The following is a 20,601-nucleotide window of genomic DNA, read 5'->3' as shown; positions in this document are numbered from 1 at the left end:
TTTCGTTGATCTTATACATCAAACGATAGAATGAAACACGTCTGCCTGGAGCGCGCGTTGATGACTGACCGTGAATGTCAGCAGACAAATGCGGATAGGATCTGGTTGCCGACGCGGTACGTCCGGTACATAATCTGGCCTAGTTCCGTAGCGCCAACGGAATAAACCCGTTATCAATCAATGATTTGAGTGCGGCGTGATGTTCCCTTCACCCGCTCCAGTCTTTCAGGCCGTCACTGCCCTTCCGATCACGGGGCACGTCGATGCGGATCGGATCGTCCTGCAATTGCAATGCGGCACCGAGGACATAGGAATCTCCCTTTTCAATGCCCCAGCAGCGCAGCCGTAGCATCCATCTGTTTCAGACAGCCAGGTCTTGGATTCCCGTTCCTTGTCCGGAAAAGGGTTGACGTCGAAGGCGGGCGCAAGACGCCACAGTCCATGCGCTACATGAAGGAAACCATGGTTCTGCAAGTGGTCGTCTACGTTCGTAATCAACAAGTTGAATACAAGGCGACGCCATAGCTGGCGCAAATCCCGGGCAGGTTCATGACCGTGGGAACGGATGGCATCCGCGATTTCCGTGTAGCTGCGATCTTCCTCACGCGAAGCCTGCAACAACGATGCGGCTGACTGGTATGGAATACGGCCATCGGCGCCGTCACGATCGCAAGTCTTCGGCCGTCTCCTGCCCGCGCTCGACAGCGCGGCTGGCTTGATAGATGTGTTCGAGCTCGATCAACGGTGGGGTAGTGCGTCGGCCTTCGGGCACTGTTCGATGCCAGGCCCCGTCCGGGCCGTGCAGGCGCAGCGCGCCGATGCGACTGAAGTCATCGACCGCCAATAGATAGTCCAACTCCGTCAATGCAGCCAATTTGGGATCGGTTCGGCGCCCGGCAATACCTGGCGGACCACCAGCCGCCCACATTGATTGTCTTGGGGCCGCAGGACCACTACATGCCTGAAGCCTCCGCCCGTGCCTATCTGCGCGACTTGCCGGATGCCGAACTCCACCTGCTGGACGGCGGCCATTGGTTGCTGGAAACGCATCTGGACGAAGTGGTCGCGCTGATACGGGGGTTCCTGCAACGGGTGCAGGCGGCCTGATCGGCCGATACCGCTTCAGGTGAACGCTACACCCGCTGCCGCGATGCTGAAGCTGTCCCGGACATGGGCGGAAATGCCGGCGACGTCCAGGCCGACGCCTATGCCGGGCGCGTCCGGCAGCGTGATCGATCCCCGGGCGATCCAGCCCGCGTAGCTGGCGCTGGCTCGCAAGGGGTTGTCGTTCACATCGAGTTCCAGGTAGCCCCGTCCGCCCACGGCGGCCAATACGTGGGCGGATGTCATCGCGGCGATGTGGGTCCCGAACGAATGGGGGCAGAACAGGCCGCCGCGGCGTTCCACCTCCCGCCCGAGGCGTAATGCCTGCGAGACGCCGCCCCACTTCGCCACGTCGGGCTGGACCACGCCGAGCCAGGCGGACGCGCGCGAGAACTCCGCTGCGCTGAACAGGTTCTCGCCGCCCGCCAGCGCTGTCGCGGCAACCTCGCGCAGCCGCATCCAGTCGTCGTCGGCGCAGTCTGGCCGGATTGGCTCTTCTATCCATTCCAGTTCGACCTCCCGGAGTTCGCGCACGGCGGCAAGGGCGGACCGCGGGGTCCAGCCGCAGTTCGCGTCGATCATCATGCGCTCGGACGGCATGAGCCGGCAACGCTGGTCCGCCAGCAGGGGCAGGGTACGGGCATCGTCGAAACCCGCCTTGAATTTGAAGGCGCGGTGCCCCTGGGACCTCAGGCGGTCCAGGACCGCCTCGGAGGCGTCGGGCGCGATGCCGCTGGCGTAGCAGCGCAGGGTGGGGCTGCCGGTCCCCAGCAGCGCATGGAGCGGAAGGCCCGCCACCCTTGCGCGCAAGTCCCAGAGCGCGCTGTCCAGTCCGGCCAGGACCTGCGAGACGGGACCGCGTTCGCCCGCCAGGATCTCCACGGGTGCCAGCCGCGTCGCCAGTGTCCGCACGCAGGCCGGAATGTCGCGCACGAGCTGCCCCGCCAGAAAGGGGGCGACGAATTCGCGCAGCAGCGCGAGGCGGTGCAGGGCGCCGGCCGCCGGCATCCCGCACCAGATTTCTCCCCACCCGACGTGGCCGGTCTCGTCTTCGAGCGCGACCAGCAGGGCGCCTCGCTCCCGGCGAGCGCCGAAAGACGAGACGACGGCGGGCGTGGGGGCGAGGCAGGCGTAGGCGGAGATCTTCTTTACCCGGAACGCGAAGGGCGCTTGCCGGTCCGCCGGCAGGATGCGGCCCTCGTCCGCGCTAGACGTGTCCATACTTCTCCAGGGCGGCGGACAGCGACAGGCCGTTGGCGAGTTCCTGCCGGATGCGGGCCTCCTGTTCGGTCAGGCGCTCGGCCTCGACCAGCACCTTCTCGGCGTGGGCCGCGGGGATGACGATGGCGCCGTCGGCATCGGCCAGGATGAAGTCGCCGGGGGACACGGCGACCAGGTTGCCCGTGGCCCCGGCCAGGTAGACCTTCTCCTGCCAGCCTGTGACGCGCCAGCGGCCGATGGACTGGACCGGCGTGCGGTAGGTGGCGAAGATGGGGAATTGCATGGCGTTGAGCCAGTGCAGGTCCCGGATGCCGCCGTCGATCAGGGCGCCGACGCAGCCGCGTTCCTTCATGCCTATGGCGATGAGTTCGCCGAAATAGCAGATGCCGCGGCCGTCTCCGCTCCAGACGCTGACCTCGTCGTCCGAGATTTCCTGGCACGCCCGCATTTTCTGCGCGTCGCCCCCCTGGGGGCCGGGCACCATCTGGCCGCGGATGGTGAAGGCCCAGCCGGCCAGCTTGCCGGTGCCGCTCAGTTGGCGGAATTCCGGCGCCAGGCCCTGATCGAACAGGCCCAGTTCGTCGAGCACGTCCGCCACGTTGGCCGTGTCGACCTTGGCATAGCGCTCGCGCAGGGTGCGGCGTTGCTCTTTCGTCATGGTCATGAATCTGCTCCTTGGTCTAGATGCTGGGAATCAGGCCGCCGTCCACGCGCAGGACGCTGCCGGTGATGTAGCTGGCCCGCGCGCTGGCCAGGAAGGCGACCGCGTCCGCGTATTCGCCAGGGTCGCCATAGCGGCCGGCGGGGATGCTGGCGAGGCTGGCCGCCGACACCTGGTCCGTCGAGAGGCCCGAGGCGGCGGCCCGGGCCTGGTCGAGAGCGGCCACGCGAGAAGTGGCGATGCGTCCGGGGACGGTTACGTTGACCGTCACGCCGTCGCGAGCGACTTCGTTGGCCAGCGACTTGGACCAGCCGACCAGGCTCAGGCGCAGCGCGTTCGAGACGGCCAGATTGGCGATGGGAGCGACCACGCCCGACGACGTGGAGGTAATGACCCGGCCCCATCCGCGTTCGCGCATGCCCGGCACGATGCGCCGGGACAGCGACATCAGCGCCAGCACCATGGCGTCGAAATGGCGGCGCCAGTCGTCGTCGGGAACCTCCAGGGTCGAGGAGGGCTTCGGCCCTCCGGAGTTGTTGACCAGGATGTCGACGGGACCGAGGGCCGATTCCAGCCTTGCGAGCTTCTCGTCGTGCTGGTCGAGCCGGCCGAGATCCCATTGCAGCGCGACGGCTTCTCCACCTCGTTCGGCGATGCCGGATGCCACCGCCTGCGCCGCCTCCAGATTGAGATCGGCCACCGCCACGCGGCAGCCTTCGCGGCTCAAGGCCTGCGCGATGGCGCCTCCCAGGCCGCCTCCGCCACCCAGGACCAAAGCGACTTTGTCCGCGATTCCAAGATCCATGCTCAACGCTCCAATTGCAATGCCGGTGCGTGATCCACCGTCTTTTTCCACATGGCCGATTCGGCCATCCACAATTTCTGGAACTCCACGGGCAATGCCTCGCCGGGCAAAAAGCCGGCGGCGGCGATCTTCCGCACCAGTTCGGGGTTCTTCAGCGCCTTGGCCACCGCCGCGGCGATCCGGTCCAGCCTGTCCGCGGGCAGGTCCCTGGCGGCGAAGAGGCCGGCCCAGGTCGTCACCACGAATCCAGGAAGGCCGGACTCGGCCACCGTGGGGACGTTCGGCGCGAGTTCGAACCTGGCGGGTCCCGTCATGGCGATTCGGCGCGCCCTGCCCGTGGCAACCACCGACTCGGTGGATGGAATGGTTTCGAACAGCATGTCCGCGTCGCCGGAGGCTACCGCCAGTGCGGCGGCGGGGCTGCCGTTGAAGGAGACCGTATAGATGTCGACGCCGGCGGCTTGCTTGAAGCGTTCGGCCGACACATGGGAGGCGCTGCCGGGAGCGGCGTAGGCCGCCGTCAGCTTGCCGGGCGCCTTTCTGGCCGCGGCGATGACGTCGCTGACCGAACGCAGGCCCGAGGCGTTGCTGACGATCAGGCTGAAGTCGGTTCTATAGATCTGGCCCACCGCGACGAACGACGTCGGAAACGCGCCGGCCTGCCTGGGATAGACGTGCGGGCTGACCGACATGGTGCTTTGCGGGGCGATCAGGAAGGTGTAGCCGTCGGCCTGCGCCTTGAGTACTTCCCGCGCGGCCAGGATGCCGTTCACGCCGGGTTTGTTCTCGACCACCACGGGCTGCTTGAGGTCTTCCGCCAGGAAATGTCCCAGCAGGCGCGCGCCGATGTCCGGCGTCGAGCCGGGAGGCGTGGCGACGACCAGGCGGATGGGCCGGTCGGGATAGGTCTGCGCGGAGGCGGCGCAGGGAAGGGCGCTCAGCAAGAGCAGGCCCCATGCCGGGGGCAGAGATCGGGAGCCCATGAATTCTCCAGGCGGGTTCGTTGCACGGCGGTGACGTGGGGTTGACTGTAAGATGCCGGGGGTAATGCGTCCAATATCTTTGAGCTGCATGGTGATACACGATGGATATACCCTCGGGCTTGCCCGATCTGCGGGTGCTACGCCAGTTCGTGGCGGTGGCGGAGTCCGGAAGCTTCCGGCGTGCCGCCGACATGCTCCACATGTCGCAGCCGCCTCTGAGCGTGGCGATGCACAAGCTGGAGGCCCAGCTGGACGTGCGGTTGTTCGAGCGTTCTCCCGTCGGGATCAGCTTGACGGAGGCGGGAGCGGTCCTGCTCAAGGAGGCAACGTTGCTGCTGGCCCAGGCGCGGCGGTCCGTCGAGTTGACCCAGGCGACGGCCCGCGGCGAACTGGGCGAGGTACGGGTCGCCTTCATCACCTCGGCGATGGTGAGTTTCCTGCCCGAGGTGCTGGGCCGCTTTTCCGAGGAGTATCCGGACGTCCGGTTGCGCCTGGTCGAGGGGGTGTCGGTGGACGTGGCCGGCCTGGTATCGAGCGGCCGCGCCGACGTCGGCCTGCTGAGTCCGCCGGTGGAGCTGGCCGCGGGGGTGGACGGCGAAACCGTCCTGGTCGACCGGCTGTGCGCCGTGCTGCCCGATGACCATCCCCTCGCGTCGCGGCGTTCGATTCCGTTATCGGCGCTGGCGCGCGAGCGGTTCGTCTCCTATTCCGCCGACCGGGTCCCCGCTTTCCATCAACGGATCGTCGGGGCCTGCATCGAAGCGGGCTTCCAGCCCAACATCGTCCAGGAGGCGGCGCACATCTACACGATCATGGCGCTGGTCGCCGGACGCCTGGGCGTCGCGCTGATTCCGGGGTCGGCGGCGGCGAGCGGGCATCGCGGCGTGGTCCGGGTGCCGATCGCGGGGAACAGCCGGCTGCTGGAAACGCGTATCGACGTCGTCCATCCGCGTAGCGGAGCATCGGCCGCCGTGGCCAACTTCCTGTCGCACTGCCGGCGGTCGAGCGGAGTGTCTTTGCTATGATCAGCCGCGCAAGGCCGGTACCCACGAAAATCTAGACCGCGAATGGATAAGACAGTCATCAAAGCCTTCCAGGTGTTCGAGCGCCTGTGCCAGCACGACGGGCCGGTGAGCCTGTCCGAGCTGACCCGCGAGACCGGGCTTCAGAAAAGCAACGTCCACCGCCTGCTCAACACGCTGATGCACCTGGGCTATGTCTGCCAGGCACCGGATGCGAGCTACATGCCCACGCTCAAGACCTGGACTCTGGGTAACAGCGTGCGGGAACGCTACAACGTGGCATCGCTGGCCCGGCCGGCCCTGGTGGCCCTGCGCGACGAGTTGGGCGAGACCTCGTATCTGGCCGCCCTGGACCGGGACAGCATCGTGTATCTGGACGTGGTCGAGGGTACGCATCGCATCCGGGTGAATGCGAAGACGGGTGGGCAGGCGCCCATGCATGCGACGGCTTCGGGCAAGGTGTTGCTGGCGTTTTCGTCCGGATCCGTGCTGGATTCGCTGGCCGAGCCGTATCCCCGCTTCGGTCCCAACACGCCGACCACGCGGGCCGAGCTGGAGAAGATCATGGCGAAGGTCCGGCGCGACGGCTACGCGGTCAACAACGAAGAGTGGGCCGAGGGGGTGATGGGTATTTCCGTGCCGATTCGCGATGCCGGGGGCGAGTGCGTGGCGGCGATAGGGGTGACGGGCCTGGCCGTGCGGTTGGCCAAGGCGCCGCCCAAGCGGATCATCGCGTTGCTGCAGGAGCACGCGCGGGCGATATCGGCGACGCTGGGCTTTTCCGGCTGAACGGGAAAGCCTTTTCTTTCCGGGTCAGTTGGACGCGGCGAGCTTGCCATCCACGATGACCTTGTTCCAGTAGGCGGTTTCGGACGCCATGAATTTCGCGAAGGTGGGCGGATCGCTGAAGTCCACCGGCATGCCCGCGGCATTGAAGCGTTCGATCACGGCGGGTTCCGACAGTACCTTCTTCAAGACGCTGCTGTAGCGCTGGACGATGGCCGGCGGCATGCCGGCGGGCCCCGCCAGTCCCATCCAGCCCGACCAGTCGATCTCGCCGAAGCCTTGCTCGCCCAGTGTGGGAATGTCGGGAAGGTCTTTCGAGCGTTCTTTCGAGGTGACGGCCAGTACGCGCATCTGTTTGCTCTGGATGTAGGGCATGACCTTGCTGGGAAAGCCGACCACCATGTCTATCTGTCCGCCCAGCGCATCCTGCAGCGCGGGCGCGGCGCCTTTGTAGGGCACGTTGAGCAGTTCGAAATTGCCCAGGCGCTGGAGCTGGAGCATGACCAGGCTGCCCAGCGTACCCTGCGAGACGCCATAGCTGGCGCTTCGGGGCTTGGCCCTGGCGGCTTCGGCGACGTCGCGGAAGGTCTGGTAGGGCCGCTGCGCGTTGACGCCGATGGCCATGGGCGCGCGCGTGACCAGGCCGATGGGGGTGAAGTCTTCCAGCGGGCGATAGCCGGCATCCTTCATCAGACTTGGCACGATGGTGTGGGCGTCCATGATCAGGCTGATGGTGTAGCCGTCGGGCTCCGCCCGGCGGACGAAGTTGGCGCCCAGCGAGCCGCTGGCGCCGCCGCGGTTGTCGACGATGACGGGCTGGCCGAGTTCGTTCGCCATTTCGTTCGAGAAGGCGCGCGCCATCTGGTCGACCGGACCGCCCGCGGGGTAGGCGACGATGAGTTTGATGGGCTTGGCCGGTTTCCACGTGGCGTCCGCGGCCAGGGTGGTGGGCAGGCCGCCGGCGCAGGACAGTGCGAGCGCCGCGAGGCCAAGGACGGGCTTGCCGAGTCTTTGCTGTGTCATGAGATGTCTCCGGTTTTCTTATCGTTTGCGAACGGCGCGCGGCCTCAGGTGGGCCGCTGCGGCGCATAGGCCTGGAAGTTCAGGCTGCCGTCCAGGCGGGCCTGTTCCAGCAGGTCGACTTCCCACGACAGGTATTCGTCCATGGCTTGGCGGGTCTGGGTCGACCTTTCGAAGGGGCGCAGCCAGACGTCTTCGGGTTCCACCGACCAGTGTTGTTCGTCGCTGGTCAACGGCAGGCCGGCCGCGGACCAGGCCGCGATCCCGCCCGCCAGGTAGTGGACAGGCTTTCTGGTAAGGGCCTGTGCCTCGGCCAGGGCGAAACCCGAGACGCGGCCGTCCTCGCAGGTCAGCAGGTAGCCCGCGCTGCCGGCATGGGCATTCAGGGCCGCATCCAGGTGGCTGCGCGAGGCGAACACGGCGCCCGGCACGTGGCGCCGCTTGTAGTGGCGGCTCCAGGACAGGTCCAGCACCGTCACGTCCATGGCCTGCATGTAGGCCTGGGCCTCGGCGGCGTCCAATCCCGGGCTGGCCGGCGTCGGCAGCGGAGCCGGCCGCGTCGCGAGCAGGGCGGCCATGTCGCGGACCCGGTGCGGCGGTGCCACGTAGACGTCGCGCCATCCCATGCACCGCAGCCAGGCTCCCGTCATCAGCGCCCGCGTGTGCTCCGGATCGAGCAGGACAATGCGCGATTGCAGGGTGCCGACATAGAGATCGGTTGCCTGTACCAGTTGACCGCCGGGGGCGGACAGCGTGCCGGGCAGCGGATCCCGCGCGGCTTCATCGGGCGTGCGTACGTCCAGCGCATAGAGCGTGCGCGCCTCGCGCTCGTCCAGCCATTGGTGGAGCATGGGCAGGTCGGCCTCGCGTACGCCGGCGGCGTCGGCAAAGCGCTGCGCGGCCATGCGCGAGGCCTGCGCGGCTTGAGGCGAGGGCGCGGCCAGGCGGCGTTCCGCGCCGGTTTCCACCGCCAGCCCCGCCAGGCGCCACCCCATGGTGCCGTTGCGCAAGGCAACGACGCGTTGCGGCAGGCCGGCGTTGATGATGGATTGCGCCCCCAGGATGCTGCGGGTGCGGCCGGCGCAGTTGACTACCACCAGCGTGTCGTCGTTCACGATGGCTGCGGGAACGCGGAATGCCAGTTCCGCGCCCGGCGCGCTGGTGGATGTGGGGATGGTCTCGGCGGTGTAGTCGTCATAGGGACGCGAGTCGAATACCTTCACGTCGGCACGGGCGTCGAGCAGGCGCTGCAGTTCCTTCGCGTCTATCGAGGGCGTGCGATAGGCATGCTCGACGAATTCGCCGAAGGCCTTGCTGGGTACGTTGACGCCGCTGAAGACCGGCAGGCTGGCCCGGGCCCAGCCCTCGATCCCGCCTTCCAGGGCGGAGACGTCCGTATAGCCGAGGCTGGCCAGCCGCCCGCGCGCCCGTTGGTTCAGCGCCGCGTCGGCGCACAGCACGATGGGCGTCGATCGGCGGGGTATGCGCTGCGGCATCAGCACCTCCAGCCGGGACAGCGCGATGCAGCGCGCTTGCAGCAGGTGTCCGCGGGAGAAGGGAAGTTCTTCGCGAACGTCGACCAGGGCGAGTTCCCCGTCGCGCCGCAGGCGCGCCCGCAATTCGGCGGGGGTCACGATCCGTTCCTGTCCTGGCATGTTCATGTCGGTTGTTCCATGGTGCGGGGCGCCACGTCAGCTCGCCCGCTGCGGAGTCATGCGGGTGACCGTTCCCGTCTCGAGATCGAACATGTCGCGATGGAAGGCGTCCAGGTCGCGTCCGGTGACGCGCGCGAACACGGCCTGGTCGGGGTAGTCGATCGCGTGGATGGCGCCTTGCGGGAACAGCCGGGCCTGCCCGGGTTCCAGCCGGAAGGACTCGGTCGGCGTCAGGTCGGCGCGGCCGGGCTGCCGGCCGTCGTCGACGCGCCGGTAGTTGGTGATATCCACCCACCGGGTGACCTGGCCATAGATCGCCCAGGATTCGCCATGGTCGTGGGGCGGGGACTTACGCGCCGCCTTGTTCAGGTGGACCAGGACCTCGAAACCGAGTTCGGGGTCGGTATGGACGCGGTACAGCTTGCGTTCGAGCTCCGGCGCGCAGTACTTGTCGACGAAGGCCGGCGATTGCAGCAGCCGTTCGAAATCGGCGCAGACGCGCTCCTGGCCGGCGCGGCCGGGATCCTGGCGCAGGGTCGCGCGGGTGTTCTCGCAGAACTGTTCGAGCGTGTAGGGATGATTCGGCATGGGTTCTCCTTACACGATCTGCGGCAGGCACCAGACGCGCTCGGCGTGCTCGCGCGTGACAATGTCGAACACGATGCCGTTCGGGTCGCGGTACTTGCGCTCGGTGGCCGGGCCCTTGCCCACGCCGTTGATCTGGCCGTGGTACTGGGCGCCGGCGCCCAGTACCCGGTCCGCGGCGTTTTCCATCTCGTCGATCAGGAAGCCCATGTGATGAAGGCCCTCGCGTTCTTCCGCGTTGGGATTCTTGGTCGAGCTGATGATGGCCAGGCTGACCACGCCGTCGGACATCATGACGGCGACGTTGGACTGGCGCACGCGGAACATGCCGAATGCCTGTTCGTAGAAGCGTGCGGTTTCTTCGATGTCCTTCACCGAAAGGGAGATGTGGCGGAGCTTGCCAAGCAGGGGTTGAGTCATGGTGGGGTGGTCCTTGTCATGTGTACCGAGTGCGCCCGCCGGCCCGGCATCGCGTAAATTCCAAATATTGGACCGACCGTTCTAAAATATTAATTGTCTGCTTAGACCAGGGTCAAGCGCGAAAAACTCATGAAGAAGTGCCCGGGCGCGTCCGGGGCGGCGATACAAGGGGGCGTCCAACGGCGCGGGTTCACGGACAGGGACATCGTCATGCCCATGACCTAGGGAAAGTCCTAGCGTGTCGCTCGCGAAGCGGGATTCGACGCGGCGGAAGCGAGATGCTCCGGAGAATTTCCCAGAAATATCAATGGTTTGGTATCGATGACACGCCTCATGTCTGGCCGGAATTGGCTTGCTCCGGACGCTTTTTCACCTGCCGATCAAATAATTAAAATGAAATTAGACTTTTAAAAACGAAATAAGAATCTAGAATTCGGCCATCCGCTCGAATGGAGGCCCGGATTCGATGATTACCCAGCCTTTCGACGAACTGTCCCTGGGCCAGCGCCGCCGCTCCGGTGGCCGCACCATGACCGAGACGGACGTCGTCAATTTCTGCGGCCTGACCGGCAACTGGCTGGCCATCCATGCGGACGCGGAGTTTTCCAAGCGATCTCTTTACGGCCAGCGCGTCGTACAGGGCGGCCTGGTGTTCGTGGTCGTGAATGCGTTGCTCGGTTTCGATTCGAGCGTCGTCGAAGCCTTCTACGGCGTGGACAAGCTGCGTTTCCTCAAGCCTACGTTCATCGGCGACACCCTGCATGCCGAGAGCGAAATCATCAACCTGCGCGACAAAGGCGAGAGGCACGGCATCGCGACGACGAAGCTCGTCGCGGTCAACCAGCGCGACGAAACCGTGCTGAGTTGCGAGTTCAGCCTGCTCGTGCGGCGCCAGCGCCTGCCGGCCCAATGATCATTGCCATCTTTCCATCGAGAGAACGACATGGATTTCCTGAACGAAGAGCAGGTCTTGTGGCGCGACACCGTCGCGCGCGTGATGGAGCAGGAGATCGGCCGCGAGTATGTGCGCAAGTGCGACATCGACCGCGCCTATCCCTACGAAGCCTATGAAAAGGTGGCCAAGCTGGGCTGGCTGCGCCTGCTGATACCCGAGGAGCAGGGCGGCGACGGCGGCACGATCTTCGACTACGCATTGATGTGCGAGGGACTGGCGCGCTATGGCTTCGACTTCGCGACGGCTTTCATGGTCGCGACGTTCACCGGCATGAACATCGTCAAGTTCGGCACCCCGGAGCAGAAAGAGCGCTATCTTCCCGCGTTCATGCGGGGAGACCTGCGTTTCTCGATCTCGATCTCCGAGCCCCAGGCCGGCTCCGACGCGGCGTCGACGCGCACGCGGGCCGAGCCGCGCGACCAGGGCTGGGTGATCCGGGGCCAGAAGCTGTGGTGTTCCGGCGCGGCGGCAAGGAACGTGGTGATCGCGATGCTGGTGCGCACAGACAAGGAAGCGAAGAAGCACAAGGGCCTGTCGGTGCTGCTGGTGCCCAACGACACGAAGGGGCTGGATATCCGGCGCCTGCCGACGATGGCGCGCCGCGCCACCGGTACCACCGAGATATTCGTGGACGACGCATGGGTGCCCGATGCCAACATGTTGGGCGAGCCGGGGGACGGCTGGCGCATCATCACCGATCATCTGGAGCTCGAGCGGATAGCCGTGTCGGCCGCCTACGTCGGCAACGCGCAGCAGGCCGTCAGCGATGCCCTGCGTTATGCGCACGAGCGCATCCAGTTCGACCAGCCGATATACGACTTCCAGGTGATCCGCCACATGCTGGCCGACATGCAGACCGCGGTCGACGCGTCGCGCCTGATGGTGTATCGCGCCGCCGACATGGCCTCGCGGGGCTTGCCTTGCTCGCGGGAAGTCAGCATGGCCAAGCTGATGGCGTCCGAGACCCTGCAGACGGTGACGCGCCAGGGCATGCAGATCCTGGGCGGACACAGCATGCTGCCCGAGTCCGACATGGAGCGCTATTTCCGCGAGGGCATGCAATCGACCATAGGCGGGGGAACTTCCCAGATCCAGCGCAGCATCATCGCCAAGGCGATGCGCATGTGACTGCCGGGATGCGGTCCGGGCGGTCACCCGCCGGACGTGCACGGACGGACACCAAAGGAGACACGACATGAGAACGATCCAGAAATTGCAGGCGCTCGTGCTGGCGGGGCCGCTGGCCCTGGCCGCCTCGCCGCAGGCGCAGGCCCAGGCCGGGAACTTCCCCAGCAAGCCCATCACCATCGTCGTGCCGTTCGGCGCCGGCACGACGACGGACCTGGCTGCCCGCTTCCTCGGCAAGCACATCACCGAGATCACCAAGCAGCCGGTGATCGTCGACAACAAGCCCGGCGCCAGCGGATTCATCGCCTTGCAACACGTCCTGCGCCAGCCCGCGGACGGATACACCATCGTCGTCGGGACGAATACGACGCATGCCGCGAACCTCGCGCTCTTCAAGAAGCTTCCGTACGACCCCGTGGCGGATTTCGTGCCCATCACCGCGATGATCGTGGGTGGCGTGGTACTGACGGTCGCGCCCGGCGCGCCTTACCAGAACGTGCAGGAGCTGATCGCCGCGGCCCGGAAGAATCCCGGCAAGCTGACGTTCGGCTCCGGCAATTCCTCGTCCAGGGCCGGCGGCGAAGTGCTCAAGGAGCTTGCCGGCATCGACATCCTGCATGTGCCGTACAAGACGCTGCCGTTGGCCGTCACGGACGTGATGGGGGGGCAGATCGACATCGTGTTCGGCGACGCGCCGGCGGTGATGCCGCACGTGCGCGCGGGCAAGCTCAAGGCCCTGGGCGTGTCCACGCCCACGCGCATGCCCGGCTATGAGGACATTCCGACGATAGCCGAGCAGGGCGTTCCCGGCTACGAGGCCAGCGGCTGGCTGGCGGTGTTCGCGCCCAAGGGTACCCCGGACGACGTCGCCGACAAGCTCAACGCGCTCATCGTTCCCATCATGCGATCGCAGGAGGCCGCCCGGTACTTCGGCGACAACGCATGGAAGCCGATTGCGGGAACCCGCCAGGAGCTGGCGGAGTTCCAGAAAGTCGAAATCGCCCGATGGACGAAGCTCGTCAAGGCGGCGGGCATCGAGCAGCAGTGACGGGGAGGGGGACCGGCCGCCAGCTGCGGGGGTAGCAAGAGCGGCAGATCGACACGGCAACGGGCGCCTGGGGACGGCCCATGTACGGGCGGGTCTTCCGACCTACGTATAATCCGCCCATTCTGTTCTGTTGATCTTCGACGGCGAGCACGCATGATCATCCGGCCCCGCCCGCACTGGCTGCGCATGCTGTTCATCGTGCGCGGCTCGGTGCTGCCCGGCATCCTGCCGCAACTGGCAGCGGCGACGCTGTTCGCCGTCCTGGTCACCGTGCTGCACGGCCAGGTCTTCGAATGGAAGGTGCAGCTCAATTTCGTGCCGTTCTCGCTGATCGGGTTGACGCTGGCCATTTTTCTCGGCTTTCGCAACAGCACCAGCTACGCGCGTTATTGGGAGGCCCGCAGCCTGTGGGGCACGCTGCTGAACGAGACGCGCTCGCTGGTCCGGCAGGCCCTGACCCTGGCCGACGCGCCGGACAAGGCGCGCGAGTTCGCCATGTGCCTGGCGGCCTTTGTGCACGCCTTGCGTCATCAATTGCGGAACAGCGATGCCGGCGGCGATTTGCGGCGCCTGCTGGGCGACGAGGGCGCGGCCTTCATCGGCCAGGCTCGCTACAAGCCCGCCATGCTGTTGCTACAGGCCGGACGCTGGGTGGGTGAACGGCGCCGCGACGGCTCCCTGGACCCCGTGCTCGTGCCACCGATGGAAGCGTCGCTGCGCAAGCTGAGCGAGGCGCTGGGCGGCTGCGAGCGGATCGCGTCGACGCCCATCCCTTTCACCTACGCGGTGCTGATCCATCGCACCATCTATCTGTATTGCCTGCTGCTGCCGTTCGGCCTGATCGATGCCATCGGCGCCATGACGCCGGTGATCGTGGCCTTCATCGCCTATACGTTCTTCGCGTTGGAAGCCCTGGCGGCCGAGATCGAAGAGCCTTTCGGCCTGGAGCCGAACGACCTCGCCCTGGACGCGATGTCCGGCATGATCGAATCGACCCTGCGCGAGATGCTGGGCGAGAAGCTGCCGCCCGAAGCCGACCGGTCGGACACCATCGTGCTGAGCTGATATCTTTCATCCCCACCCCCTGGACCCACCATGGAAAACTATCCCAAGGACATCTATACCGAGCCGGAACCGGATGTTCACACGCTGGCCAACCTCGGGCCGCTGACCGGCATGGCCGGCATCTGGACGGGCGCGCGCGGGCTGGACATCAACCCCAAGGCGGACGGCCCCGAGAAGCAGGCGTTCATCGAGCACATGGAGCTCCAGCCCATCGATGCGCAGACCAACGGTCCGCAATTGTTCTACGGGTTGCGCTATCACACCCGCATCGTCAAGCCGGATGACGTCGAAACTTTCCACGACCAGGTGGGCTATTGGCTGTGGGAGCCCGCGACGGGGGCGGTGATGCAGACGCTGTCGATCCCGCGAGGGCAGACGGCGATGGCGGTGGGCCAGGCCTCACCCGACGCGCGGCGCTTCACGCTCCATGCCGTGCGGGGTTCGCTGACGAACGGGATCGTGTCGAATCCGTTCCTGGAATACGCATTCAAGACCGAGAGCTACACCATCACGGTCACGATCAACGACGACGGCACCTGGTCCTACGAGCAGGACACGATACTGGTCATCCCCGGCCAGGCGGAGCCGTTCCACCATACCGACCGGAACACGCTGCGCAAGATCGGCGAGCCCACGCCGAATCCCACGGCGCAGGCGGCTGCCAAGCGAGGGCTGGCCGGGGGCGCGTGAGAGAAAGTCTCCTCGATCCTACTTCATTCATGCGTGTTAGCGCTTGCTACCTCTTGTAGCATCTAAATTCAAAGAGTTACGAGAAAGCGGGTACTTTTACGTGCGATGGCAGGGGTATTGCCAGAACACCGAAAACAAACCGCAACACATACCGGGGGGATCCTATGAAGGGATCGATGAGCACCGGCGTTCGCCGTCTATGGTGGACGCTGGCGGGTAGTATCGTGCTGACGCTGGCCGCCTGCGGCGGCGACGGCGCCAAGCCGGGCGGCGAGGAGCCGCCTCCGGCATCAAGCAGCAAGGCCGTGATCGAAGTTCAAGCCGATCGCAGCAATGTGTCGGTGGGCAAGCCGGTAGGCTTCAGTGTCGCCGCCGTGACGGACGGCACGAAGATCGACCAATACCGCTGGACGTTCAGCGATGGACAGCGAGCCACGGGGCAGCGCGTCTCGGCGTCCTTCGGCAAGGCGGGCCCGGTAACGGCCACCGTGCAGGCCATCTCGGGCGGTCAGTCCGTGGCCGAGGCCAGCGCCGCAGTCGTGGTGATGGATGCCGGTAACTCGCCGTATGCCGAATTCGGCATTCCCTCGAAGATCGGCAACATCGCCGGCAATGCGAAGCCCGGCCTGGTCGACGCCATGCGCCTGGGCCAGTACGTCGGGGGCCTGAACACGCTGGACGAGATCCAGGTCGCGCGTGCCGACATCAATCTGGACGGCAAGGTCGACGACGCCGATGTCGCGCTGGCCATGCAGGCGGCCGCCGCCGGCCAGGAACTGCCGTCGGCCCTGCTGAATCCCCAGGCCTATCCGGGAGCCGTGGTGGCGATGGTGTCGCCGGCGCTGTTGGATCCGGAAGCCCAGGTGGCCATCAAGGTGGACGGCGTCGCCTCGCCCCAGGTATTCCGCATGCTGCCGGGCTACGCGTCGTTCCTCGTTCCGGCCGGCCTGGCACGCAACGCGCAGGCGCAGGTCGTCGTGTCGGTCAACGGCGCGGCCAGCGAGACCCTGGCGCTGGACTTGCTGGCGCCGCTCCAGCCGGCGGTGCCTGCGGCCCAGGACGTTCGCGCTTTCTTCGATCGGATCGATCGCCTGATGCAGGCGCAGCACGATGCCATCGTGGCCGAGCCGAGCGGCCTGAGCGCGCAGGACGCCGAGCAGCTGCGCAAGGTCGCGGCCGCCGGCCGCAGCGCCTTCGGCAACGCCAGGCTGGAGCTCGAGCGCGTGCTGGCCGGGCCCAATGGCGACACGCTGGCCAAGGTGTTCCAGAAAGCGCTGCTGGCCAACGGCATGCGCGAGTTCCAGGCCCAGAGCCAGGAGGTGCTGGGCAAGGTGTCCGCGAACGCCGCGGCCGGCCCCATGGCGGCCGCCATCTCGCCGGACCAGATCTGCGACTTCGTGCTGCCCGAGCTTTGCCGGCTGAAGAAGACCGCCGACATGCTGGGCGAGGCCTCGTCGATCGCCAGCGCGGCTTGCAGCGCGGTCACCGCCACCATCTTCATCGCGGGCGCGGTGATCCCCGCCGACGGTCCCGCCATCGAGATCGGCGCCGTGGCGGCGTTCGTGAAGTTCTGCGTGCCGATCAGCGCGACGCTGTCGGTGGCGTCCACCTTGGGCGAGATCGTCAAGCCCATCGATCCCAAGCTGTACCTGACCGTGAGTCCGCTCAGCCTGAAGCCGGGCGAGTCGGCGCTGGTCAAGCCGGAAGTGGCTTTCATCGGACTGCAGCATCTGTGCGGCATGGGTGCCAGCCAGGGGGCGGGGTACCTGGTCAAGCAGATCATCGGCAAGCGCGTGGTCGCGGGCATCCTGCGCAGCAATACGGCGGCTCGCACGCTGGCGGATTTCTTCGCGAAATATGCGGAGGATCTCTACGTGAAGCTGCTGGATGGCCTGGCCGATGCCGCCGGCAATGCGCTGGACGCCGCCGGCGTAATGGGCGCAATCGAGAGTTTCGTGACCAACCGCTGCGCGGTGGTGCCGGCGGGCCGGGCCACGATGCCGGCGAATCGCGTCCTGATGCCGTTGAGCGCGGACAAGGGCAGCTACAGCTTCAACTCGGACGGGACGGCGAACTACAACTGCCCGAGCGCGTCGCCCACGTCGGTCAGCACGGCCACGCTGGAGGCGTCGTGGCCGATGTGCGACGGATTGGGCAAGGCGACCGAGATCGTCGGGTGCAGCACGTCGGACGTCCTGATCACCATGGGAGACAACGGTTCAGCGCTGGACGACATCTTCGAGGTCATCGTCGCCGGCCAGACGGTACTGACCAGCAGTGCGCCGGTGCGCAGCGTTTCCGCTTCGGTGCCGATCCCGGGGGGGCAGACCGAAGTGCTGATGCGCGGCCTGGCCGCGCCGGACGGAGTCGGCACCTATTTCATCACCTTCAGCAGTAATGCGAGGGTGGTGGGCGGGGATTCCCTGTCCGGCAGCGACCTGACCCCGGGCGTGACCAAGCGATTCATCATCGAGGTGCAATGACATGCGTATTCGTTCGTTCATCCTCCGGTCCCTGTTGGCCGGTCTGCCGCTGGCGGCAGCCATGAGTGGCACCGCGCATGCCCAGTTCGTCGGCGATGCCTTCTTCGTCGATCCTTCGGTGACGGCCGTGACCGGCGCCGAAGGCGCCATACAAGTGGCCGTGTTCTCCGGCACCCACGCGGTAGGGGCGGCCCATGCCACGGTTACCTACGATCCGGCGGCGCTGGAGATCCTGGCCATCGATCCCGTCGCGGCCGGCCGCGTCACGCCGGCGGTTCAATGGCGCAAGGACGGCAACGTCCTGCACATCGTGATGGTCAACGGCACGTCGCTCACGCAGCCCATCGGAACCGTGCCGCTGGGCAACATCCGCTTCAAGGTGCTGGGCCCGGCGCGGGCCACGACCACGCTCACGGCCAAGGCGACCGAGATCCTGATGCCGGATGCGACGGCCATTCCACCGGGCCTCAAGAGCTACGACGGCGAAGTGACCTTCGTCGAAGCGGTGGCCTCGCCGATGCCCCGGTTGGCTGGGCTGGCCCAGAAGTCATCGAGTCCCGATCTGGTGGAGCGGGCGCGGCGGATGCGGCCGGCCGGCGGTACGGTGACGCTGCAGGTCCCGAATGGGTCGGGGCAGGCCCAGCCTGTGGAGGTCCGGATACCGGCCGCCACGGTGCCGCGAGAGTAGGACAGAAGGAAGGTCCGAGCCGGCATCCCGCCGGCTCATCCAGCCGCCAGGCTGTCCAGCAACTGGACGGCCAGGTACGCCAGCAGTGTCAGCACGAGGACGGCCTGGAACACAGCCACGAACCAGAACAGCAGGGGCGTTTCCCGGCGCCGGATGGTGCGCGGCGGAATGACGAGTTCCCCCTCGCGCAGCCCTTGCAGGTACAGAGGAAGAAACGCCAGCGGCAGGCATAGCAGGAGGGCCTGCATGAGACTGTCGGGCAGCGCGATCCAGCCTTGCTGCCTGGCCCAGGCGGCAAGCACGATGAGGACGAGCACCCCGCCGAAGATGGCCTGGCGCATGGAACGGCTCCTGGGAAGACCGGAGGATGAGGGAGTCTACCAGTCCCTGGCGGTTGCGCGCTTCGGTTCCCGGCACGGTGATGGTACGCTTGCCCGCGGCCGGAGTCCGACCGTGCGGGGGAGCATGGAAGATCGATGCACGGACTTGCCGGCCATATGCCAACAAGAACTGCGGAGACTTCCCGTGAACGTTTTTCCTCGCATCATCCCGCTAGTCTGTGGCCTGGCCATGGCCGGAGCCAGCCTGGCGGCGGATCCCGACCCATTGGGCATGCTCGAAAGCGCCAATACGCAGACCGCGCAGGTCCAGGCGGCGTTGGACTTCTGCAAGCGGGATGCGGGCCCGGTCGTCCGGGCACTGGACGGATTGATAGGGGCGGCCGGCCTGTCCTCGTCGCAGCGTGACAAACTGCGGCGCGCTTACGAACAGGCGATGCGCGACGAATCGGCCCGCATCGCCGGCATCGCGAACCAGAAAGGTTTTTCCCAGGGGGCCTGCCCGGCGGCGACGCTCGATACGCTGGACAAGCAGGCGCCGGTCATCGTCAAGTCGCTGGACGACATGCGCCGTGGCTGGCGGCCCGCCCCGGTCCAGGCCCCGGCGCAGAGCGCGCCTCCTCCCGCGCAGGCCGCCGACATCGCCCCCGGCAAGTACACCTGCTACACCTTCGATGCCGGTCAGCTGAACTACGCGTATACCGACGTCGTGGTGCAGAAGAGCGGCCAGTACGCGGTGGGTGCCAAGGGCGGCAGTTATCAGTTGAAGGACGGACGCGTCAGCTTCACCGGGCCGCTGTCCAACGCGAGCGGACGCTATGCGGTGAAGCAGACCGGCGTGCCGCAACTGGACCTGGTGTTCAACGGCGACAACCGGGCGTCGATGACCTGTCCGCGCGGGCGCTGAGCGCCGATCCGTGGCCGGTCAGCGTCTCCCCTCGGGCTGGCCGGCCGAGCTTGCCGCAGCCGGAGCCGCCGCGGCCGGTACATCGTTGCGCGCGAGCTCGGACGCCCCGGTTCGTGCCGGGGCGCCGGCAATCAGAACGGCTGCGCCGTGGCCGACGCTTCGATTTCCGCGCCCTGGCCGCTCGAGCAGAACGACGGGTTGTACTGATAGACCCAGTTCGTCTTCGGAATGGCGGTGGGCGCCGTCCAGGAACTCATCTGGGTCATGGTGTTGAAGATGAGCTCGGAGCGCTGGGTGACCTTGTTGGTGAAGTCGCCGCCGCTGGCCTCGACCGTGAACGAGGCTTCGGCCACGACGGGCGTGGTGTCGCTCTCGTTGAGGTACCAGAGCGAGACGGTGAAATCGGCCCCTTGCTGGCCGAGGTCGCTGTCCGGGCCGTCGTAGGTCTTTTCCCAGATCGACAGGCCACCCACGACGACGAGCGGGTCGTCCCGCACGATGTCCAGGCCGGTCGCGACGGGGTAGAGGTCGGTGACGTCCTTCATCTTGTTCAGGTTCTTGCCGCTCGAGAAGTTCTGCTTGGTCGAGCGGGAATAGGCCGTGGCCGAGGCGGTCTTGTCCATCTCGAACTTGGAGTCGGCGCCGGATTCGCTGCCGGTGATGGTGACGCCCGCGGCCGCGGACTGGGAGGTCGAGCGGAACTTCAGCGTGGATTCGCGCTTGTCGCTGACGCGTTCGCGGAAGGAATAGGACTGCGCACGCAGCTGGCAGCTGCCCGGCGAGTCGTAGAAGCGCACGGTGCGCTCCTTGTCCTTGGCGAAGCTGCCGTCGATGCTGCGGTCGAAGCCGGCGGAGGCCAGCGCGGCCTTCAGGTCGGCCAGGTACGCGTTGGATGCGTTCTTGGGGTGGTCCGCGAACAATGCGGGCTTGAGCAACACCTTGTATTCCCGCGATGTCGGGACGTCGGCCTGCGCCGCTCCGACCACCGCCCACGCCGCGCCCAGCGCCGCGATCTTCAGCCATGCCATGGTTTTCTC

Annotated in this window: 21 protein-coding genes and 2 pseudogenes; 11 read left to right on the top strand and 12 right to left on the bottom strand. The window is 66.6% G+C overall.

All coding sequences use genetic code 11. The features are described 5' to 3' along the window. Positions 1-208: 208 nt before the first annotated feature. Together CDO46_RS28610 and CDO46_RS07020 are read right to left on the bottom strand one after the other, a co-directional pair. Entirely contained in the window at positions 209-352 is a 144-nt protein-coding gene (locus tag CDO46_RS28610; RefSeq protein WP_243724544.1) for a hypothetical protein, read from the bottom strand. Continuing rightward, positions 352-892: pseudogene (locus tag CDO46_RS07020) on the bottom strand (HipA domain-containing protein); the annotation flags it as partial. The pseudogene CDO46_RS07020 and the gene CDO46_RS28610, both read right to left, overlap by 1 nt. Positions 893-897: 5 nt before the next feature. Here CDO46_RS07020 and CDO46_RS07015 point away from each other — a divergent pair. Continuing rightward, positions 898-1,107 (top strand): annotated as a pseudogene (locus CDO46_RS07015) (alpha/beta fold hydrolase); the annotation flags it as partial. Between the two features lie 15 nt (positions 1,108-1,122). On the opposite strand, the gene CDO46_RS07010 reads toward CDO46_RS07015, so the two are convergent. The 4 genes from CDO46_RS07010 to CDO46_RS06995 are packed head-to-tail and all read right to left on the bottom strand — an operon-like array spanning position 1,123 to position 4,774. Then, the gene (locus CDO46_RS07010; RefSeq protein WP_087837837.1) at positions 1,123-2,325 is read right to left on the bottom strand and encodes a mandelate racemase/muconate lactonizing enzyme family protein; all 1,203 of its coding nucleotides are present in this window, start codon (positions 2,323-2,325) and stop codon (positions 1,123-1,125) included. Continuing rightward, a complete protein-coding gene (locus CDO46_RS07005; protein ID WP_176400674.1) occupies positions 2,312-2,989 on the bottom strand; it encodes an RraA family protein in 678 nt (225 codons plus the stop codon). The genes CDO46_RS07010 and CDO46_RS07005 overlap by 14 nt, the downstream gene beginning before the upstream one ends. A 16-nt stretch (positions 2,990-3,005) precedes the next feature. Continuing rightward, on the bottom strand, positions 3,006-3,791 hold the full coding sequence (locus CDO46_RS07000) for an SDR family oxidoreductase (RefSeq protein WP_087837836.1): 786 nt from the start codon (positions 3,789-3,791) through the stop codon (positions 3,006-3,008). Between the two features lie 2 nt (positions 3,792-3,793). Continuing rightward, positions 3,794-4,774 carry a tripartite tricarboxylate transporter substrate binding protein gene (locus CDO46_RS06995; protein WP_176400673.1) on the bottom strand — a complete coding sequence of 327 codons (981 nt, stop codon included), beginning with the start codon at positions 4,772-4,774 and terminating at the stop codon, positions 3,794-3,796. 101 nt (positions 4,775-4,875) lie between these two features. Here CDO46_RS06995 and CDO46_RS06990 point away from each other — a divergent pair, with 101 nt between their 5' ends. Both CDO46_RS06990 and CDO46_RS06985 read left to right on the top strand, forming a co-directional pair. Then, the gene (locus CDO46_RS06990) at positions 4,876-5,799 is read left to right on the top strand and encodes a LysR family transcriptional regulator (RefSeq protein WP_087837834.1); all 924 of its coding nucleotides are present in this window, start codon (positions 4,876-4,878) and stop codon (positions 5,797-5,799) included. A 42-nt stretch (positions 5,800-5,841) separates the two neighbouring features. Further along, positions 5,842-6,585: an IclR family transcriptional regulator gene (locus CDO46_RS06985; protein WP_087837833.1), complete on the top strand. Its 744-nt coding sequence runs from the start codon at positions 5,842-5,844 to the stop codon at positions 6,583-6,585. 24 nt (positions 6,586-6,609) lie between these two features. Here the strand turns inward: CDO46_RS06985 and CDO46_RS06980 are convergent, their stop codons facing one another. Genes CDO46_RS06980 through CDO46_RS06965 form a run of 4 tightly spaced genes read right to left on the bottom strand, consistent with a single transcriptional unit; the run spans position 6,610 to position 10,262 of the window. Further along, positions 6,610-7,605 carry a tripartite tricarboxylate transporter substrate binding protein gene (locus CDO46_RS06980; RefSeq protein WP_087837832.1) on the bottom strand — a complete coding sequence of 332 codons (996 nt, stop codon included), beginning with the start codon at positions 7,603-7,605 and terminating at the stop codon, positions 6,610-6,612. A gap of 44 nt (positions 7,606-7,649) precedes the next feature. Continuing rightward, a complete protein-coding gene (locus tag CDO46_RS06975) occupies positions 7,650-9,263 on the bottom strand; it encodes a rhodanese-like domain-containing protein (protein WP_087837831.1) in 1,614 nt (537 codons plus the stop codon). A 30-nt stretch (positions 9,264-9,293) separates the two neighbouring features. Next, a complete protein-coding gene (locus tag CDO46_RS06970; RefSeq protein WP_087837830.1) occupies positions 9,294-9,845 on the bottom strand; it encodes a hypothetical protein in 552 nt (183 codons plus the stop codon). 9 nt (positions 9,846-9,854) lie between these two features. Beyond that, a complete protein-coding gene (locus CDO46_RS06965) occupies positions 9,855-10,262 on the bottom strand; it encodes a VOC family protein (RefSeq protein WP_087837829.1) in 408 nt (135 codons plus the stop codon). 466 nt (positions 10,263-10,728) lie between these two features. Here CDO46_RS06965 and CDO46_RS06960 point away from each other — a divergent pair, with 466 nt between their 5' ends. The 7 genes from CDO46_RS06960 (at position 10,729) to CDO46_RS06930 (ending at position 18,319) form a co-directional block, all read left to right on the top strand. Next, on the top strand, positions 10,729-11,175 hold the full coding sequence (locus CDO46_RS06960) for a MaoC/PaaZ C-terminal domain-containing protein (RefSeq protein WP_087837828.1): 447 nt from the start codon (positions 10,729-10,731) through the stop codon (positions 11,173-11,175). 30 nt (positions 11,176-11,205) lie between these two features. Then, on the top strand, positions 11,206-12,345 hold the full coding sequence (locus tag CDO46_RS06955) for an acyl-CoA dehydrogenase family protein (protein ID WP_087837827.1): 1,140 nt from the start codon (positions 11,206-11,208) through the stop codon (positions 12,343-12,345). A 67-nt stretch (positions 12,346-12,412) separates the two neighbouring features. Further along, a complete protein-coding gene (locus CDO46_RS06950; RefSeq protein WP_087837826.1) occupies positions 12,413-13,393 on the top strand; it encodes a tripartite tricarboxylate transporter substrate binding protein in 981 nt (326 codons plus the stop codon). Between the two features lie 153 nt (positions 13,394-13,546). Further along, the gene (locus CDO46_RS06945) at positions 13,547-14,458 is read left to right on the top strand and encodes a bestrophin family protein (protein ID WP_087837825.1); all 912 of its coding nucleotides are present in this window, start codon (positions 13,547-13,549) and stop codon (positions 14,456-14,458) included. 30 nt (positions 14,459-14,488) lie between these two features. Then, positions 14,489-15,148, top strand: a complete 660-nt coding sequence (locus tag CDO46_RS06940) for an FABP family protein (RefSeq protein WP_087837824.1) — start codon at positions 14,489-14,491, stop codon at positions 15,146-15,148. Between the two features lie 176 nt (positions 15,149-15,324). Further along, positions 15,325-17,631 carry a PKD domain-containing protein gene (locus tag CDO46_RS06935; protein ID WP_087837823.1) on the top strand — a complete coding sequence of 769 codons (2,307 nt, stop codon included), beginning with the start codon at positions 15,325-15,327 and terminating at the stop codon, positions 17,629-17,631. Between the two features lies 1 nt (position 17,632). Beyond that, the gene (locus CDO46_RS06930; RefSeq protein ID WP_087837822.1) at positions 17,633-18,319 is read left to right on the top strand and encodes a cohesin domain-containing protein; all 687 of its coding nucleotides are present in this window, start codon (positions 17,633-17,635) and stop codon (positions 18,317-18,319) included. 35 nt (positions 18,320-18,354) lie between these two features. Here the strand turns inward: CDO46_RS06930 and CDO46_RS06925 are convergent, their stop codons facing one another. After that, positions 18,355-18,660 carry a hypothetical protein gene (locus CDO46_RS06925; protein ID WP_087837821.1) on the bottom strand — a complete coding sequence of 102 codons (306 nt, stop codon included), beginning with the start codon at positions 18,658-18,660 and terminating at the stop codon, positions 18,355-18,357. Between the two features lie 184 nt (positions 18,661-18,844). On the opposite strand from CDO46_RS06925, the gene CDO46_RS06920 reads away from it, so the two are divergent. Beyond that, positions 18,845-19,564 carry a hypothetical protein gene (locus CDO46_RS06920; RefSeq protein ID WP_087837820.1) on the top strand — a complete coding sequence of 240 codons (720 nt, stop codon included), beginning with the start codon at positions 18,845-18,847 and terminating at the stop codon, positions 19,562-19,564. A gap of 131 nt (positions 19,565-19,695) precedes the next feature. Here the strand turns inward: CDO46_RS06920 and CDO46_RS06915 are convergent, their stop codons facing one another. Continuing rightward, complete coding sequence (locus tag CDO46_RS06915; RefSeq protein ID WP_087837819.1) at positions 19,696-20,592, bottom strand: hypothetical protein; 897 nt, start codon at positions 20,590-20,592, stop codon at positions 19,696-19,698. Positions 20,593-20,601: the final 9 nt, after the last annotated feature.

The organism is Pigmentiphaga sp. NML030171 (assembly GCF_002188635.1).
Lineage (GTDB): Bacteria > Pseudomonadota > Gammaproteobacteria > Burkholderiales > Burkholderiaceae_B > Pigmentiphaga > Pigmentiphaga daeguensis.
The sequence above is the reverse complement of the archived record's forward strand: the minus strand, read 5'-3'. Positions and strand labels throughout refer to the sequence as shown.